Here is a 14,303-nt window from a genome sequence, read left to right as displayed (position 1 = left end):
AGCGCATGTCACTGCGCATACAGGCGCGCATGCGCCACCGGAAATTCGAGCACCACCGATTCGCCGGCCTGCGGCGCGGCCGCGCCATTCAGGCCCGTGAGCGGCAGCTTCACGGTGGCTTCGGCCTGGCCGCCGCCCAGGCCGCAGAGCAGCCGCAGGTGGTCGCCGAAGTAGATGACGCGCGCCACCTCGGCCGCCAGCATGTTGGCGCCCCGGGCATCGGGCCCGCGGTGCAGCACCACGCGCTCGGGCCGGATGCACGCCTCCACGGCCGCGCCGGCGGCGCCGCCGTTGACGTTGATGCCGCTCAGCACGCGGCCATCGGGCAGCGTCATTTCGGCGTGTTCGCCGGCGCGGGTCAATTGCCCCTTGAGCACGGTGTTGTCGCCGACGAAACCGGCCACGAAACGGTTGGACGGCTTCTCGTACAGCCGGTCGACCGTGTCCAGCTGCTGGATCACGCCTTCGTTGAACACCGCGACGCGGTCGCTCATGGTGAGCGCCTCGCTCTGGTCGTGCGTCACGTAGACGAAGGTCACGCCCAGTTGGCGATGCAGGTCCTTCAGTTCGATCTGCATGTGCTCGCGCAGTTGCTTGTCGAGGGCGCCCAGCGGCTCGTCCATCAGCACCAGCTGGGGTTCGAACACCAGCGCGCGCGCCAGCGCCACGCGCTGCTGCTGGCCACCCGAAAGCTGGCCCGGGAGCCGGTCGGTCATGCCGCGCAGCTGCACCATGTCGAGCGCGCGCTGCACGCGGCGCTGCTGCTCGTCCTTAGGCACCTTGCGCACGGTGAGCGGATAGGCCACGTTCTGCCCTACGCTCAGGTGCGGAAAGAGCGCGTAGTTCTGGAACACCATGCCGAAGTGCCGCTTGTGCGGCGGCGTGCCGGTGATCGGCTTGCCGTTCAGCAAGATCTCCCCGGAGGTCGGCGACTCGAAGCCCGCCAGCATCATCAGCGTGGTGGTCTTGCCTGAGCCCGACGGACCGAGCAGGCTCAGGAACTCGCCGCGATGAATGTCCAGGTCGAGCTGGCGCACCACCAGGTGTTCGCCGTCGTAGGTTTTCTGAACGCGCTGGAAACGCACCAGGGGTTCTGCTGTCATGGAGGTGTTCAAGAGAAAAGGGACCGGTCAGCGCAGTGCGGCGAAGCTGTCCGCGAGAAGCGACAGGCCTTCGTCCACAAGCAAGTCGGATGCCGTCAACGGCACCAGCACGCGAATTACATTGCCGTAGGTGCCGCATGACAGCAGGATTAACCCGCGCCGCGCCGCTTCGGCCACCACCCGGCGGGTCAATGCCGCGTCCGGGCGCGCCGTATCGCCCTCTTCGAACAGCTCGATCGCCACCATGGCGCCAAGGCCCCGCACGTCGCCAATGGCCGGCACCTCGGCCGCCATGCGGCGCAGGCCCGCCGTGAGCCGTTCGCCCAGCGCCCTGCTGCGCGCCAGCAGCTGCTCGTCGTCGAACACCTTGAGCACCGCCAGCGCCGCGGCGCAGCCGATGGGGCTGCCGGCATAGGTGCCGCCCAGGCCGCCGGGCGCGGGCGCGTCCATCACCTCGGCGCGGCCCACCACGCCGGAGATCGGGAAGCCGCCCGCCATCGACTTGGCAGTGGTGATGAGGTCGGGCGCCACGGGCCACTGCTCGCTGGCAAACCAGGTGCCGGTGCGGCCGGCGCCGGTTTGCACTTCGTCGGCAATGATCAGGATGCCGTGGCGGTCCGCCAGGGCGCGCAGGCCTTCGACAAAGTCGTCGGGCGCGACGTAGAAGCCGCCCTCCCCCTGCACCGGCTCCAGGATGAAGGCCGCCACGCGCTCGGGCTCGATGTCGTTCTTGAACAGCAGCTCGACCGAATGCAAGGCATCGTCCACGCTCACGCCGTGCAGCGCGTTCGGATACAGCGCATGGAACACCTCGCCCGGGAACGGGCCGAAACCGACCTTGTAGGGCGCCACCTTGCCGGTGAGGCCCAGCGTCATCATCGTGCGGCCGTGGTAGCCGCCGGTAAAGGCGATGACGCCCGGCCGCCTGGTGTAGGCGCGGGCGATCTTCACCGCGTTCTCGACGGCTTCGGCACCGGTGCTCAGGAAGATCGACTTCTTCGCAAAGTTGCCCGGCGCCAGCGCGTTCAGCCGCTCGGCCAGCTCCACATAAGGTTCGTAGGCCAGCACCTGGAAGCAGGTGTGCGAATACAGGTCGACCTGCGCCTTGACGGCCGCGCTGATCTCCGGGTGGCAGTGGCCGGTGTTGAGCACCGCAATGCCGCCGGCAAAGTCGATGTAGCGGCGCCCTTCCACGTCCCAGACCTCGGCGTTGGCCGCCCGGCTGACGAAGATTTCATGGGCCTGGCCGACGCCGCGGGCCACGGCCGCGCCGCGGCGGGCCATGAGGGCGGCGTTGCTGAGATGGGGTTCGCGCTGCATGGATACGACCTGTGCCTGAAAGAAGATGCTGGCACTTTAGGTTTCAGGTCCAGGCCTGACCATGTACACCCCGCGCCGTGGATTGGCGGACTGTGCTGGTCTTGTATCCTGTACATACTTTCCTCAATATGGTGCAGATTCGGCCTGCCGCGCCCCCTTTGATGCTCATTCTTCATCCCGAACAGCCGACTCCGCTGGTGAGCCAGATCGTGGAAGGGCTCCGCGGGCTGATCGGTGCCCAGAAACTCAAGGCGGACAGCAAGCTGCCTTCGATCCGCGCCTTTGCCGCGGCCCACGGCGTCAGCGTTTTCACGGTGGTCGAGGCCTACGACCGGCTGGTGGCGCAGGGGCTTCTGGTGTCGCGCGCCAATGCGGGCTTCTTCGTCAAGCGGCGAAGCGACGACAACCCGGCCGGCAGCGGGCCTGCCGCGGCCCAGCCCGACCCGCGCTTCGACGCGCGCTGGTACCTGCGGCAGATTTTCGAGAACCGCAACCTGCCGCTCAAGCCGGGCTGCGGATGGCTGCCGCACGACTGGCTGTTCGAGGACGGCATGCGCCGCAGCCTGCGCAGCCTGGCGGCCGGCGGCACCGACATCGGCGGCTACGGCCTGCCGTTCGGGCACATGGCGCTTCGCATGGCGGTGGCCGATTCGCTCTGCGAGCGGCAGATTGCGGTGGAGGCGGGCCAGGTGCTGCTCACCCAGGGCTCGAGCCAGGCGCTCGACCTGGTGGCGCGCCAGCTGCTGAAGCCGGGCGACGAGGTGCTGGTGGACGACCCCGGCTATCCCAACCTGATGTTCATGCTGCGCTTCCTGGGCGTGAACATCATCGGCGTGCCGCGCACGCCGACCGGCTACGACCTGCCTGCGCTGGAGGCGCTGCTGGCGGTGCACCGGCCCAAGGCCTTCTTCACGCAGCCGCGGCTGCAAAGCCCCACCTGCTCGCTGGCGTCGATGCCGCAGCTGGTGCGGCTGCTGCAGCTCGCGCAGGAGCACCAGTTCACGCTGGTCGAGAACGACATCTACGCCGACATGGACGCCTCCTCGCGGCCATCACTTGCCAGCCTGAGCCAGTTGCGCCAGGTGGTCTACGTCGGCAGCTTCTCCAAGACCATTTCGCCGAACCTGCGGGTCGGCTACGTGGTGGCGCAGCCCGAGCTGATGGAAGACCTGGCCCAGCTGAAGATGGTCTCGGGGCTCACCTCGTCGGACATTACCGAGCGGCTGGTCTTCGGCGCCGTGACCGACGGGCGCTGGCGCAAGCACCTGAAGTCGCTGCGCGAGCGGTTGGCCGAGGCGCATTCGAACGTGGCCAGGCGGCTGGAAGCCCAGGGCTTCGAGCTTTTTCACGAGCCCGCGGCCGGCCTGTACCTGTGGGCGCGCCATCCCGACCTGACCGACACCGCCGAGCTGTCCCGGTTGGCGGCGGCGGAAGGAATCATGCTCGGCCCGGGGCAGCTGTTTCTGGTGAACCCGCGCCCCACCGGTTGGCTGCGCTTCAACGTGGCGTTCAGCGAGGACGAGCGCATCTGGCGCTTCCTGGCGCGCGGCATCGAAGAGCGCAACGCGGATTGAGGCGCGCCGGCGGCTGCCTGCTTCAGTCCACCCGGATGTTGCGGGCCTTCACCACCTTGCTGTAGATCTCCGCATCGCGGCGCACCATGGCGCTCATCTCGCCGCGCGTGACGCCCAGCGGTTCGCTGTTGAGGTCCTTGATGCGCTTGGCGAGGTCCGGGTCCTTGCTGGCCTCCACAAACACGGCGTTGAAGCGGTTGAGCACCGCGGCGGGCGTCGCAGCGGGCGCCCAGATGCCGTGCCACGACATCATCGAAAAGCCCGGCATCACTTCTGACAGCGTGGGCACGTCGGGCAAGGCCGGGTGCCGCGTGGGGCCCGAATAGGCCAGTGCCTGCACACGGCCGCTGCTGATGAGCGGATACCCTGTGGCAATGGGCTCCATCAGCGTATCGACCTGTCCGCCGACCAGGTCGGCGATGGGGCTGGCCCGGTAAGGCACGTGCAGCATGTTGATGCCTACCTCGTCTTTCAGCGACTCGACGATCAGCTGCGATGGGCTCCCCGCGCCGTAGGAGGCATGCGAGTAGGTGCCCGGCTTCTCCTTGGCCGCGGCCACCAGCTCCTTGATGGTCTTGGCCGGAAACTTGGCGTTGGCGATCAGTACCAGGCCCTGGCGCATCGTCGTCGCAACGGGCACCAGGTCCTTGTCGGGGTCGAACGGGAGCTTGCTGTAGATGTACGGGTTGATCGTGAACGCCGTCGAGAGGTTGTAGAGGAAGGTGTAGCCGTCCGCCGGCGCCTTGGCAACCGTGTCCGACGCAAGATTGCCGGCCGTGCCGGGCTTGTTGTCGATGAGCACGGGCACGCCGAGCTTGCGGCTCGCGTAGTCGCCGTACATGCGCGCAAAGATGTCGGGCGGCGTGCCGGGAGCAAAGCCCACCACGATCTTGATCGGCTTGCTCGGCCATTCCGGTGCCTGGGCGCCTGCAAGGCCCGAGGCCACGCTGCCGGCAATGCCCAGCACCAGGCCGAGCACTTTCTTGAAGGTTGTCGAACGCATTTCTTTGTCTCCTTGGGCCACTGCGTGCCCGTGTTTTGGTCATTCCGCTTCTTGTCGCGCCCGGTGCGGCCGGGCGTCCGCTCTTGTTGTTGTCTTTTTCTTCAATCGACCTGCGCACCCGAACGGCGCACGGCCTCGCCCCACTTCGCGATCTCGGCCGTGCCGAAGGCCGCCATCTCCGCGGCGGTCATGGCCATGGGCTCGATGCCTTGGGCGGCCAGCTTGTCGCGAACCGCGGGTTGGGCAAGCACCGCTTGCGTTGCCTCGCGCAGCCGATCGCGCTGCGCGGCGGGCATGTCGGCCGGCGCATACAACATGAACCAGGCCACCAGGTCGAAGTCGGCGATGCCCTGCTCGGCCAGCGTGGGCACATCGGGCGCAGCCGTGCTCCGCCGGGCGCTCGATGCGCCGAGCGCCCGCAGCTTGCCGGCGCGCACCTGCGGCAGCACCGCGGCCGGGTGATAGAACATGAACTGCACGTTGCCGGCCATCACCTCGGTGAGCGCCTGCGCACCGTCGCGGTAAGGCACGTGCACGAAGTCCTTGCCCAGCCGCAGGTTGAGCAGTTCGCCCGCAAGATGGCCCGAGGTGCCGTTGCCGGCCGACGCAAAGCTGACCGACTTGCCGCTGGCCTGGCGCATGTCCGCCACCGTCTTCCACGGCGCCGCGGCCGGCACCACCAGCAGCGTGGGCGTGGCGCCGACGAAGCCCAGCGGCACGAAGTCGCGCTGCGGCTGGTAGGAGAGCCGCTTGTAGAGCGAGGCGTTGATGGCGTGCGTGCCCACGGTGCCCAGCAGCACGGTGTGCCCGTCCGCGCCCGAGCGGGCCGCCAGCTCGCTGCCGATGGCGCCGCCCGCGCCGGGCCTGTTGTCGACGATGACCACCTGCGAGAGTTGGCGCCCCAGTGCTTCGGCCAGCACGCGCCCCACGATGTCGGTCGAGGTGCCGGCGGCGAAGGGCACGACCAGTTTGATGGGCCGGGTGTCGCCGGCCTGCGCCCATGCGCCCGCCTGCGAAAGCAGCGTGGCGGCAAACGTTGCCGCGGCCAGGATCGCGCGGCGCTTCATGCCGCTTTCCCGAAGCCCGCAGGCACGGTGCCGTTGTACTGGAGCTCGCGCGTGGCCTGGTAAGACAGCGCAAAGCCGCTGGGCGTTTCAGCCTCTTCCGCCAGGTGGGCGATGAGCCCCGCCGTCCGCGCGAGGATCGGCACGCCGCGCAGCGACGCCACCGGAAAGCCCACCCCCAGCAGCACCGCCGGAATCGCCGCGGAAACATTCATGCGCAGATCCTTGCCGACAATGCCCGGGATCACTTCTTCAAGCGCTTGCGCAATGCGCACATAGCGCAGGTCGGCACCCGCCTGCGTGGCCACTTCGATCAGGCGGTCGACGCGCGGATCGCGCTCCTTGTGGAGCGGATGGCCATAGCCCGGAATGGCCGCGCGTGCGGCCTTCAGCTCGGTGATGGCCGCCGTGGCTGCATCGGGCAGCGTGGCCCCCGCATCCACGCGCGCGGCCACGTCCATGAACAGGCGGCCCGCCGTTTCGGAAGCGCCGAGGATCACCGAGCCGCAGCCGAGGATGCCCGCCGCCACCGCGCCCTGCAGCGCATCGGGCGCCGCCGCAAAGGTCATGCGGCTGGCCTGCACGCTCGGCACCAGGCCGTGCTCCGCAATGGCCACGAGCGTGGCATTGAGCACGGCGCTGCACGCCGCATCGGGGCGGCGCCCGGTGAGCAGCAGAAAGAAATAGTCGGCGAACGAGAGGTGCCCGATCAGCTCCTGGCACAGGTCCTGGCCGCGCACGACGATGGTGTGTTCGTCCGAGGTGCAGATGGCGGTGCTTGGGACGGTGGACTTTCCAATCTTCATGGGTAGCGTCTTTCAGGCGTGTTGAGGTTCGAGGCGGAAGTCGTAGTGCGCGGACCAGTACGGCGTTTCCAGCGTCTTGCCGTCGGGCGCGCGGCCCGCGGGGTGCGATTCGAAATCGACGATCAGGCTCGGCCGCACGCCGAACACCGCATCGGATTCGATGTACGGGCTGCCCGCCACGAACAGGTGCGTGGTCACGGGCACATGGCCCGGCGCCGAAACCATCATGTGGATGTGCCCGGGTCGGTTCGGGTGGCGGCCCATCGCATCCAGCATGCGGCCCACCGGTCCATCGACCGGAATCGGATAGAAGGTCGGGCGGATCGACCAGAACCAGTAGCGGCCTTCATGGTCGGTACGAATGCGCCCGCGCGCGGCCATGGCGGCGCCTTCGATCTGCATGTCGTACACGCCTTCTCCGTCGCCGGACCAGATGTCGAGCAGCGCACCCTGCAGCGGCTGCCCGTGGGTGTCGGTCACGCGGCCGCTGTAGAAGGTCGGCTCGCCTCGCGCGCCCTGCGCCACGTCGGCACCCAGCGGAAGATCGGGTGCGCCTTCCCAATAGAAGGGGCCCTGCACCGTGGCGTGCGTGGCCTCGCCCAGCTCTGTGGCTTCTGTGGCTTCGGTCGCACCGCTGCCCCCGCGGCTGCGCTTGCCGGCGGCGGCACGCAGCTGGTCGAGCATGACCACCATCATCGAGGCGCCCAGCGTGTCCGACAGCAGGATGAACTCCTGGCGCTTGTCGGTGCAGGTCTGGCCCACCGCAGTCAAAAACTCGATGCCTTTCATCCACTCGTCGGGCTTCAGGTCCACCTCGCGGATGAAGGCATGCAGGTGGGTGATGAGCGACTGCATGATCTCTGCAAAGCGCGCATCGCCGGCGCCTTCCAGCCGCTGCAGCACGGCCTGCGTCAGCTCGCTTTCGTTCGATGGGGTCATGTTCTCTTGTCTCCTGGCTCTGTTTTGATTCAAGGGCTGTGTCGAGAGAGATTCAGCTTGCGCCCGGCGGCTGCCCCAGGCGCTTGCGGATCGGATCGACGATGGATGCGTTATCGGCGCCCAGCGTGGGCGGCGCCGTCACTTCCAGCGCGCGCTCGCCGTCGAAGCTCACGGGCGAGCGAATGGTGCGCCATTCGCCGCCCTCCGGATGCGGCGCGCTCACCTGCAGTTGCAGATGCCGCGCCTGCGGGTCTTCCATAGCCTCGCGTGTGTCGTACATGGGGGCGTGCGGCACGTCTTCCGCCTCGAGCCGGGCGCACCATGTGGCGCGCGGCTGCTGGCGGAACAGCTGGCCGAGCAGCGTGATCAGGTCTTCCTGGTGGGCGATGCGCGCCTCGCGCGAGGCAAAGCGCGGATCCGCAAAAAGCTGCGGCCGCTCGATGGCATTGGCCAGGCCCTGCCAGAATTTTTCAGGCGACGACATGTGCAGCGCGATCCACAGGCCGTCCGCGCACTCCAGCACATAAGACTGCGAAACGCTGGGCCGGCTGAACGGGCCCATGACCTCGCTCTCTGAAAAGTAGTGCGTGAACGCATCGAGGTTGAAGTGGCACATGGCCTCCAGCATCGACACTTCCACCGCGCGCCCACGGCCGGTGCGGCCACGTTCGACCAACGCACCAAGCACGCCATAGGCGGCATAGAAGCCGGTCATGGCATCCGCCAGTGCGGGGCCCACCACGCGTGGGTTGGCCGGGTTCACCAGCAGCTTGAGAAAAGCGCTCGCGGCCTGCGCCACCGTGTCGTAGGCGGGCCGGCCGGCGGCCGGGCCCGTCTGCCCGAAGCCGCTGATGGCGCAATAAACCAGCCGCGGGTTGAGCGCGCGCAAACGGGCTTCGCCGGCGCCGAGCCTGTCGGCCGCGCCGGGACGGAAATTCTGGATGTAGACGTCCGCATCCTTGACGAGCTCGTCGAACACGGCCGCATCCTGAGGCAGCTTCGGGTTGAGCGTAATGCTGCGCTTGTTGCGGTTGTAGGTCTGGAAGTGGGGGCTGTAGAGCCCGCCGCGAAAGGCGCGGAACGGGTCGCCCGCGCCGGGCTGTTCGATCTTCACCACCTCGGCGCCCAGGTCCGCGAGAAACATGCCCGCGGCCGGCCCTGTGATGAACGTGCCTTGTTCCAGCACCTTGATGCCGCTGAGGACTTTTTGCACCTAGGTGTCTCCTGCTAGTTGTTTGTAAGGACTGGAAGAAACTGTAGGCGGCGCCGGCCGTTCCAGAAAATGATTGTTTTTCATCGTTAGCATCGATGCCATCGATCATCGGCATTCAAAATCGCCATGGAACTCCGGCACCTGCGCTACTTCATCGCCCTTTCCGGCTCGCTCAACTTCACCCGGGCGGCCGAGCGCCTGCACGTGACGCAGTCGACCCTGTCGCACCAGATCAAGCAGCTCGAAGAAGAGATCGGGCAGCCCCTGTTCGACCGCATCGGCAAGCGCGTGAGCCTGACCGAGGCCGGCGACGAGTTTCTGCACTACTGCACCAAGGCCCTGCACGAAATCGACCTCGGGCTGGGTGCGCTGCGCCAGAGCAGCTCCGATGTGACGGGCGAGCTGCGCGTGGGTTCCACGCACACCTTCAACCTGGGCTTCATTCCCGACTGCATTGCGAGCTTTCACGGCAAGCACCCGCAGGTGAAGGTGGTGGTGGAAGAACTCTCGGCCGATCAGATTGCCGCGCGGCTGCAGCAGGGCACGCTGGACCTGGGCATTGCCTACCGGCCGAACGCGCCCGGCCCGCTGCAGTTCGAGCCGCTCTACAACGAGGAGATGGTGCTGGTGGTGGCGAAAAAGCACCCGCTGGCGCGCCGCAAACGGGTGCGCATGGTCGAACTGCACCGCCTGCCCATGGTGCTGCTGCCGGGCAGCTTTGCCACCCGCCAGATGCTGGACGAGTGCTTTCGCTCCTGCGGTGCGCAGCCGCACGTGGTGGCGGAGATCAACACGCTGGCGCCGATGATGGACCTGGTCGCCAAGACGCAGCTGGCTTCCATCATGGCCGCCAACGTCGTTACCGCGCAGTCGGGGCTCGTGGTCGTGCGGCTCGAAAGCCCCACGCCGGTGCGCACGCCCGGCATGCTGTGGTCGCCCGTGGCGCGCGACGCGGCGGCCACGCGCGCGTTCTCGACCATTGTGCGCAAGCTGGCGCTGCGAAGCAGCCTGCAGGGTACCCAGTAACGGGAGTGCGCTAGTGTCCGGGGCATTCTTCTTGCATGATTGAAAGAACCCCAAACACTGAGCGCACCGCGACATGAGCCCGGTATTCCTATTGCTTGTCCATACGGATCCCCAGCAGGTCAAACGCCTGCTGCGGCGGCTCGTGTCCGTCGGACGCTGCTTTGTTCATGTCGATGCAAAGTCCGATCTCTCGGCGTTCCGCATCGAAGACTCGCGCGTGAGCTACTTGCACGACCGCGTCGACGTGCGCTGGGGCGCCATCTCGCAGGTCGATGCCACCTTGAGGCTCATGCGCGCCGCGCTCGCAAGATGCGACGCATCGCAGGTGAGCCATTTCGTGCTGCTCTCAGGCAACTGCTACCCGGTGCGTCCGCTGGAAGAGTTTGGTGCTTATTCGCGCTCGCATGCGGGCATGAACTTCATCAAGATGATTCCCCTGGCAAGCACGCGCAAGCTGCACGAGCGCGTTCGCCATTTCTGGTTCTACGAAGACCTGCCGGTCGATGGACGCAAGTTCACGCTGGTGCGCCTGGCGCGCGGCCTTTTGCAATTGGCCGGCAAGCTCGGCAGCCGTTCGCTTTCGCTTCTTCCGCAATGGCACTTCGGCTCGCAATGGTGGGCGCTCACCCCCGAAGCGGTGGGGTACCTCGTTTCGCATCCGCTCGAAGAGCCCGTGAAGCGGTTTCTGCGGTTCTCCAAGGCGCCGGACGAAATCTACTTTCATACCCTGCTTGCACATTCTCCGCTGCGGCACAGCGTGAAACGCGTCTCCGGGTCGGGCGTGTGGGACGCGGCCAACCTGCACCTGATCGACCCCTCGCTGTCGCGCTGGTTCCACGCGGCGGACTACGAGGAGATCGTCGCGTCGGGCAGGTGGTTCGTGCGCAAGGTGGGGAGCGGCGTCTCGGGCGACCTGTGCGACATGCTGGACGATATCGACGACGACTTGGCCTCGGAGCAGGACAGGAAGACTGCGTAGCGCGGCTCAGGCGTAACGCTGCACAAAATCGGCGATCCGTTCCGCGCAGCACTCGGCGTGGGTTTCGAGCAACATGTGGGGGCCGTCCAGAACATGCGCTTCCATGCGCGGCAGGTCCTGCAGCCAGGAGAGGATTTCGGCGCAATCGAAGTAGCTGTCATGCCTTCCCCACAGCATGATCGCGTGCGGCTGATGGTCGCGCAGATAACGTGCGATGTCGTCGAAGCGGGCGACGTAGTTTCCGTAGTCCTTCACCAGGGCGCGTTGCAGTTCCAGATGGCCGGGCCGGCTCATCGTGCGCCAGTCTTCGATCCAGTTGTCGGCGCAGATGCGCGAGGCGATGTCGTCCGGTACACCGCCGACATACTCGGCGCGCACGCCTTCGAAGGTGAGATGCGCCGTGGCGGCTTGCTCGTTTTCTTTCGTGGGCGCGTTTCCGCCCACCACGGCGGAAAGTTTGCCGCCTGCAATGTCGAAGCTTTCGCGACGTGCCGGTTCGGCTTTCATTTTCGTGCCTCTCCTTTCATCAGCTTGAATCAAAGGGTACGCTCACCGCGGCACGCTGGGCAAGTGCACGTTCTGGAGAGCCGCCCAACCGATCGTTTGTGCATTCCGCTCGATTTCTTGCCTGATCCTCTGACGTTGCCGCTATTTTGCGGATGAAGATCGGCCCGCGCATTAGAGTGCTTCGCGGAGGCTCCAGCAACATGGCACCCAAACCCCACGACACGGCCGCCCAGCCCGTTCCGCCGCACGAGGCCATGGTTCGCATCATCGGCGCGCGAACATCGGGATCGGGCGATTTCGAAACGCCCATTGCCGGCCTGGCCTTCTTTAGGCGCGACGCCCCGGCGTCGCCTGTCGTGTGCATGGTCGAGCCGAGCATCGTTCTTGTCGCGCAGGGCGCAAAGCAGATGTGGGTAGGCGGCGACGCCTATCCCTACGACACGTCGCGTTTTCTCGTCACCTCGCTCGATGTGCCCGCCAATTCCGAAGTGCTGGCGGCAAGCCCTGAGCGGCCCTGCCTTGGGCTGGTGCTGAAGCTGGACGTGCGGGTGCTGGCCGAGCTGGTTGCGCAGGGCGGCCTGCCGCCGCACCGCGACCGCTCGCCCGGCGTGGGCGTGGGAATCGGCGCGGCAACGCCCGCGCTGCTGGCACCGTTCAGCCGGCTGCTGGAGCTGCTCGACGAACCCGCGGCCATTCCTGTTCTTGCGCCCCTGATCCATCGCGAGATTCACTACCGGCTGCTGATGAGCGACCAGGCGCCCAAGCTGCGGCAGAAAGCCCCTCGCAGTTCAGCCGCGAATACAGCCGGCTGTTCGGAGCACCGCCCAAGCGAGACATCGAAGTGCTGCGGGACGGCGCGCGCGGCGCTAACGTGCAAACGCATGCAAAAGACTTCGTTCGACGCCGCCCTGCCCTGAACGATTGACGCTTGCGACGCGGCACATGCCGAGCACAGCGGATTAGGCAAGAAATGAAGCGGATTGCTCTATCAATCCCGCGCGCGTCTTCTAAAAATGGTGATTCGGCCTTGCCTTTGGGGCTGAGGACTTTTTGCTGTCGGGGATCTCATCCGGCAACAAAGAGCCCGCCTCCTATTGCCATCGCTGATGGCTCGCGATATCAGCGGTGATCGCCCTCGAACCCACGAACCTCGAACAACAGGAGCTGATATGGACAGTCCCACGACCCACCTGATCTCCCGACGCGACGCGCTCATTGTCGGCGCCGCAACCGCCGCCACTGCCGCGGCGGTCTCGTCTTCCGCCCCTGCTGCCGCTGCGCCTGCTGCTTCCGCGGCAGGTGCGGTGCCCCGCGCGAAACTGTCGATCACCGTCAACGGCAAATCTCACTCGCTCGATCTCGATACGCGCACGACCCTGCTCGATGCATTGCGCGAACACCTGCACCTGACCGGCACCAAGAAGGGCTGCGACCACGGCCAGTGCGGCGCCTGCACGGTCATTGCCGACGGAAGGCGCATCAACTCCTGCCTGACTCTCGCCGTCATGCACGACGGCGGACAGGTCACCACCATCGAAGGGTTGGGCACGCCGCAGAACATGCATCCGCTGCAGGCGGCATTCGTCAAGCACGACGGCTACCAGTGCGGCTACTGCACGCCGGGCCAGATCTGCTCGGCGGTCGGCGTGATCGACGAAGTGAAGCGCGGCGTGCCGAGCCACGTGAGCGCCGACCTCACTGCGCGCCCGATGCTCTCGGCCGAAGAACTCCGCGAGCGCATGAGCGGCAACATCTGCCGCTGCGGCGCGTACTCCAACATCGTCGAGGCCATCACCGAAGTGGCGGGGAGCAGAGCATGAAGCCGTTCACCTACGAGAAGGCGCAGTCTCCGACGCAGGCCGCCTCCGCCATCGCCCGCAACCCGGGTGCAAAGTTCATCGCGGGCGGCACCAACCTGCTGGACCTGATGAAGCTGCAGATCGAAGCACCGCCGCACCTGGTCGACGTGAACGGCCTTGCACTGGACAAGATCGAACCCACGGCCGATGGCGGCTTGCGCGTCGGCGCGCTGGTGCGCAACACCGACCTGGCGGCCGACGAGCGCGTGCGCCGCGACTACGGCGTGCTGTCGCGCGCGCTGCTGGCCGGCGCCTCCGGCCAGTTGCGCAACAAGGCGACCACGGCGGGCAACCTGCTGCAGCGCACGCGCTGCCCGTACTTCTACGACACCGACCAGCCGTGCAACAAGCGCCAGCCAGGGAGCGGTTGCAGCGCCATCGGCGGCGTTACCCGCCAGCATGCGGTCGTCGGCACCAGCAAGGCCTGCATTGCGACGCACCCCAGCGACATGGCGGTGGCCATGCGCGTGCTCGACGCGACCGTGGAAACGGTGCGGCCCGATGGCCGCACGCGCGTGATTCCGATTGCCGACTTTCACCGCCTGCCGGGCGACACACCGCACATCGAAACCGCGCTGGAGCAGGACGAACTGATCACCAGCGTCACGCTGCCCAAGCCGATTGGCGGCACCCACGTGTATCGCAAGGTGCGCGACCGGGCCTCCTATGCCTTTGCCCTCGTGTCCGTTGCGGCCATCGTGCAGCGCGATGGCTCCGGCCGCGTGGCCCTGGGCGGCGTGGCGCACAAGCCGTGGCGCCTGGAGTCTGCGGAAGCCGCAATGCCGCAAGGCGCCAAGGCCGTGACCGCGCAGCTGCTGGCCGGCGCGCAGCCGACGCACGAGAACGCATTCAAGTTGCCATTGGCCGAGCGCGCATTGGCCGCGGCGCTGGTGCAAGCGAGGAGCTGACC

The 14,303-nt window shown here is 67.0% G+C and carries 14 protein-coding genes; 6 read left to right on the top strand and 8 right to left on the bottom strand.

Features of this window, described 5'->3' with window-relative positions; genetic code table 11:
* Nucleotides 1-8 precede the first annotated feature (8 nt).
* Complete coding sequence (locus EJI00_RS13575; protein WP_126748030.1) at nucleotides 9-1,103, bottom strand: ABC transporter ATP-binding protein; 1,095 nt, start codon at nucleotides 1,101-1,103, stop codon at nucleotides 9-11.
* A 27-nt stretch (nucleotides 1,104-1,130) separates the two neighbouring features.
* The gene (gene gabT / locus EJI00_RS13570) at nucleotides 1,131-2,423 is read right to left on the bottom strand and encodes a 4-aminobutyrate--2-oxoglutarate transaminase (protein WP_126748029.1); all 1,293 of its coding nucleotides are present in this window, start codon (nucleotides 2,421-2,423) and stop codon (nucleotides 1,131-1,133) included.
* A gap of 161 nt (nucleotides 2,424-2,584) precedes the next feature.
* On the opposite strand from gabT, the gene EJI00_RS13565 reads away from it, so the two are divergent.
* Nucleotides 2,585-3,997: a PLP-dependent aminotransferase family protein gene (locus EJI00_RS13565; protein ID WP_126748028.1), complete on the top strand. Its 1,413-nt coding sequence runs from the start codon at nucleotides 2,585-2,587 to the stop codon at nucleotides 3,995-3,997.
* A gap of 22 nt (nucleotides 3,998-4,019) precedes the next feature.
* Here the strand turns inward: EJI00_RS13565 and EJI00_RS13560 are convergent, their stop codons facing one another.
* The 5 genes from EJI00_RS13560 to EJI00_RS13540 form a co-directional block, all read right to left on the bottom strand.
* On the bottom strand, nucleotides 4,020-5,000 hold the full coding sequence (locus tag EJI00_RS13560; RefSeq protein ID WP_126748027.1) for a Bug family tripartite tricarboxylate transporter substrate binding protein: 981 nt from the start codon (nucleotides 4,998-5,000) through the stop codon (nucleotides 4,020-4,022).
* A 101-nt stretch (nucleotides 5,001-5,101) separates the two neighbouring features.
* Nucleotides 5,102-6,067 (bottom strand): Bug family tripartite tricarboxylate transporter substrate binding protein, encoded by a 966-nt coding sequence (locus tag EJI00_RS13555; RefSeq protein WP_126748026.1) that lies wholly within the window; start codon nucleotides 6,065-6,067, stop codon nucleotides 5,102-5,104.
* Entirely contained in the window at nucleotides 6,064-6,870 is an 807-nt protein-coding gene (locus EJI00_RS13550; RefSeq protein WP_126748025.1) for a citryl-CoA lyase, read from the bottom strand. Before EJI00_RS13550 ends, EJI00_RS13555 begins: the two co-directional genes overlap by 4 nt.
* A 12-nt stretch (nucleotides 6,871-6,882) precedes the next feature.
* Nucleotides 6,883-7,809 (bottom strand): dioxygenase, encoded by a 927-nt coding sequence (locus EJI00_RS13545; RefSeq protein WP_126748024.1) that lies wholly within the window; start codon nucleotides 7,807-7,809, stop codon nucleotides 6,883-6,885.
* A gap of 52 nt (nucleotides 7,810-7,861) precedes the next feature.
* Nucleotides 7,862-9,022, bottom strand: coding sequence for a CaiB/BaiF CoA transferase family protein (locus EJI00_RS13540; protein ID WP_126748023.1), 1,161 nt, complete (start codon nucleotides 9,020-9,022; stop codon nucleotides 7,862-7,864).
* Between the two features lie 126 nt (nucleotides 9,023-9,148).
* Between EJI00_RS13540 and EJI00_RS13535 the strand changes: the two genes are divergently transcribed.
* A complete protein-coding gene (locus EJI00_RS13535) occupies nucleotides 9,149-10,048 on the top strand; it encodes a LysR substrate-binding domain-containing protein (RefSeq protein WP_126748022.1) in 900 nt (299 codons plus the stop codon).
* Nucleotides 10,049-10,121: 73 nt separating this feature from the next.
* Nucleotides 10,122-11,027 carry a beta-1,6-N-acetylglucosaminyltransferase gene (locus EJI00_RS13530; protein WP_126748021.1) on the top strand — a complete coding sequence of 302 codons (906 nt, stop codon included), beginning with the start codon at nucleotides 10,122-10,124 and terminating at the stop codon, nucleotides 11,025-11,027.
* A 6-nt stretch (nucleotides 11,028-11,033) separates the two neighbouring features.
* On the opposite strand, the gene EJI00_RS13525 is transcribed toward EJI00_RS13530, so the two are convergent.
* Nucleotides 11,034-11,534 carry an alpha/beta fold hydrolase gene (locus EJI00_RS13525; RefSeq protein WP_126748020.1) on the bottom strand — a complete coding sequence of 167 codons (501 nt, stop codon included), beginning with the start codon at nucleotides 11,532-11,534 and terminating at the stop codon, nucleotides 11,034-11,036.
* A 200-nt stretch (nucleotides 11,535-11,734) separates the two neighbouring features.
* On the opposite strand from EJI00_RS13525, the gene EJI00_RS13520 reads away from it, so the two are divergent.
* The 3 genes from EJI00_RS13520 (at nucleotide 11,735) to EJI00_RS13510 (ending at nucleotide 14,301) form a co-directional block, all read left to right on the top strand.
* On the top strand, nucleotides 11,735-12,451 hold the full coding sequence (locus EJI00_RS13520) for an AraC family transcriptional regulator (protein ID WP_409514020.1): 717 nt from the start codon (nucleotides 11,735-11,737) through the stop codon (nucleotides 12,449-12,451).
* Between the two features lie 252 nt (nucleotides 12,452-12,703).
* The gene (gene paoA / locus EJI00_RS13515; RefSeq protein ID WP_126748019.1) at nucleotides 12,704-13,354 is read left to right on the top strand and encodes an aldehyde dehydrogenase iron-sulfur subunit PaoA; all 651 of its coding nucleotides are present in this window, start codon (nucleotides 12,704-12,706) and stop codon (nucleotides 13,352-13,354) included.
* Nucleotides 13,351-14,301 carry an FAD binding domain-containing protein gene (locus EJI00_RS13510; protein WP_126748018.1) on the top strand — a complete coding sequence of 317 codons (951 nt, stop codon included), beginning with the start codon at nucleotides 13,351-13,353 and terminating at the stop codon, nucleotides 14,299-14,301. The genes paoA and EJI00_RS13510 overlap by 4 nt, the downstream gene beginning before the upstream one ends.
* The last annotated feature ends 2 nt before the right edge of the window (nucleotides 14,302-14,303 follow it).

It is taken from the genome of Variovorax sp. DXTD-1, from assembly GCF_003984625.1.
Lineage (GTDB): Bacteria > Pseudomonadota > Gammaproteobacteria > Burkholderiales > Burkholderiaceae_C > Variovorax.
The sequence above is the reverse complement of the archived record's forward strand: the minus strand, read 5'-3'. Positions and strand labels throughout refer to the sequence as shown.

Excerpts from the sequence above, each read along its gene's own strand:
- EJI00_RS13575 (WP_126748030.1), bottom strand. The coding sequence starts at position 1,103 with ATGACAGCAGAACCCCTGGTGCGTTTCCAGCGCGTTCAGAAAACCTAC.
- gabT (WP_126748029.1), bottom strand. The coding sequence starts at position 2,423 with ATGCAGCGCGAACCCCATCTCAGCAACGCCGCCCTCATGGCCCGCCGC.
- EJI00_RS13565 (WP_126748028.1), top strand. The coding sequence starts at position 2,585 with ATGCTCATTCTTCATCCCGAACAGCCGACTCCGCTGGTGAGCCAGATC.
- EJI00_RS13560 (WP_126748027.1), bottom strand. The coding sequence starts at position 5,000 with ATGCGTTCGACAACCTTCAAGAAAGTGCTCGGCCTGGTGCTGGGCATT.
- EJI00_RS13555 (WP_126748026.1), bottom strand. The coding sequence starts at position 6,067 with ATGAAGCGCCGCGCGATCCTGGCCGCGGCAACGTTTGCCGCCACGCTG.
- EJI00_RS13550 (WP_126748025.1), bottom strand. The coding sequence starts at position 6,870 with ATGAAGATTGGAAAGTCCACCGTCCCAAGCACCGCCATCTGCACCTCG.
- EJI00_RS13545 (WP_126748024.1), bottom strand. The coding sequence starts at position 7,809 with ATGACCCCATCGAACGAAAGCGAGCTGACGCAGGCCGTGCTGCAGCGG.
- EJI00_RS13535 (WP_126748022.1), top strand. The coding sequence starts at position 9,149 with ATGGAACTCCGGCACCTGCGCTACTTCATCGCCCTTTCCGGCTCGCTC.
- EJI00_RS13530 (WP_126748021.1), top strand. The coding sequence starts at position 10,122 with ATGAGCCCGGTATTCCTATTGCTTGTCCATACGGATCCCCAGCAGGTC.
- EJI00_RS13525 (WP_126748020.1), bottom strand. The coding sequence starts at position 11,534 with ATGAAAGCCGAACCGGCACGTCGCGAAAGCTTCGACATTGCAGGCGGC.
- EJI00_RS13520 (WP_409514020.1), top strand. The coding sequence starts at position 11,735 with ATGGCACCCAAACCCCACGACACGGCCGCCCAGCCCGTTCCGCCGCAC.
- paoA (WP_126748019.1), top strand. The coding sequence starts at position 12,704 with ATGGACAGTCCCACGACCCACCTGATCTCCCGACGCGACGCGCTCATT.
- EJI00_RS13510 (WP_126748018.1), top strand. The coding sequence starts at position 13,351 with ATGAAGCCGTTCACCTACGAGAAGGCGCAGTCTCCGACGCAGGCCGCC.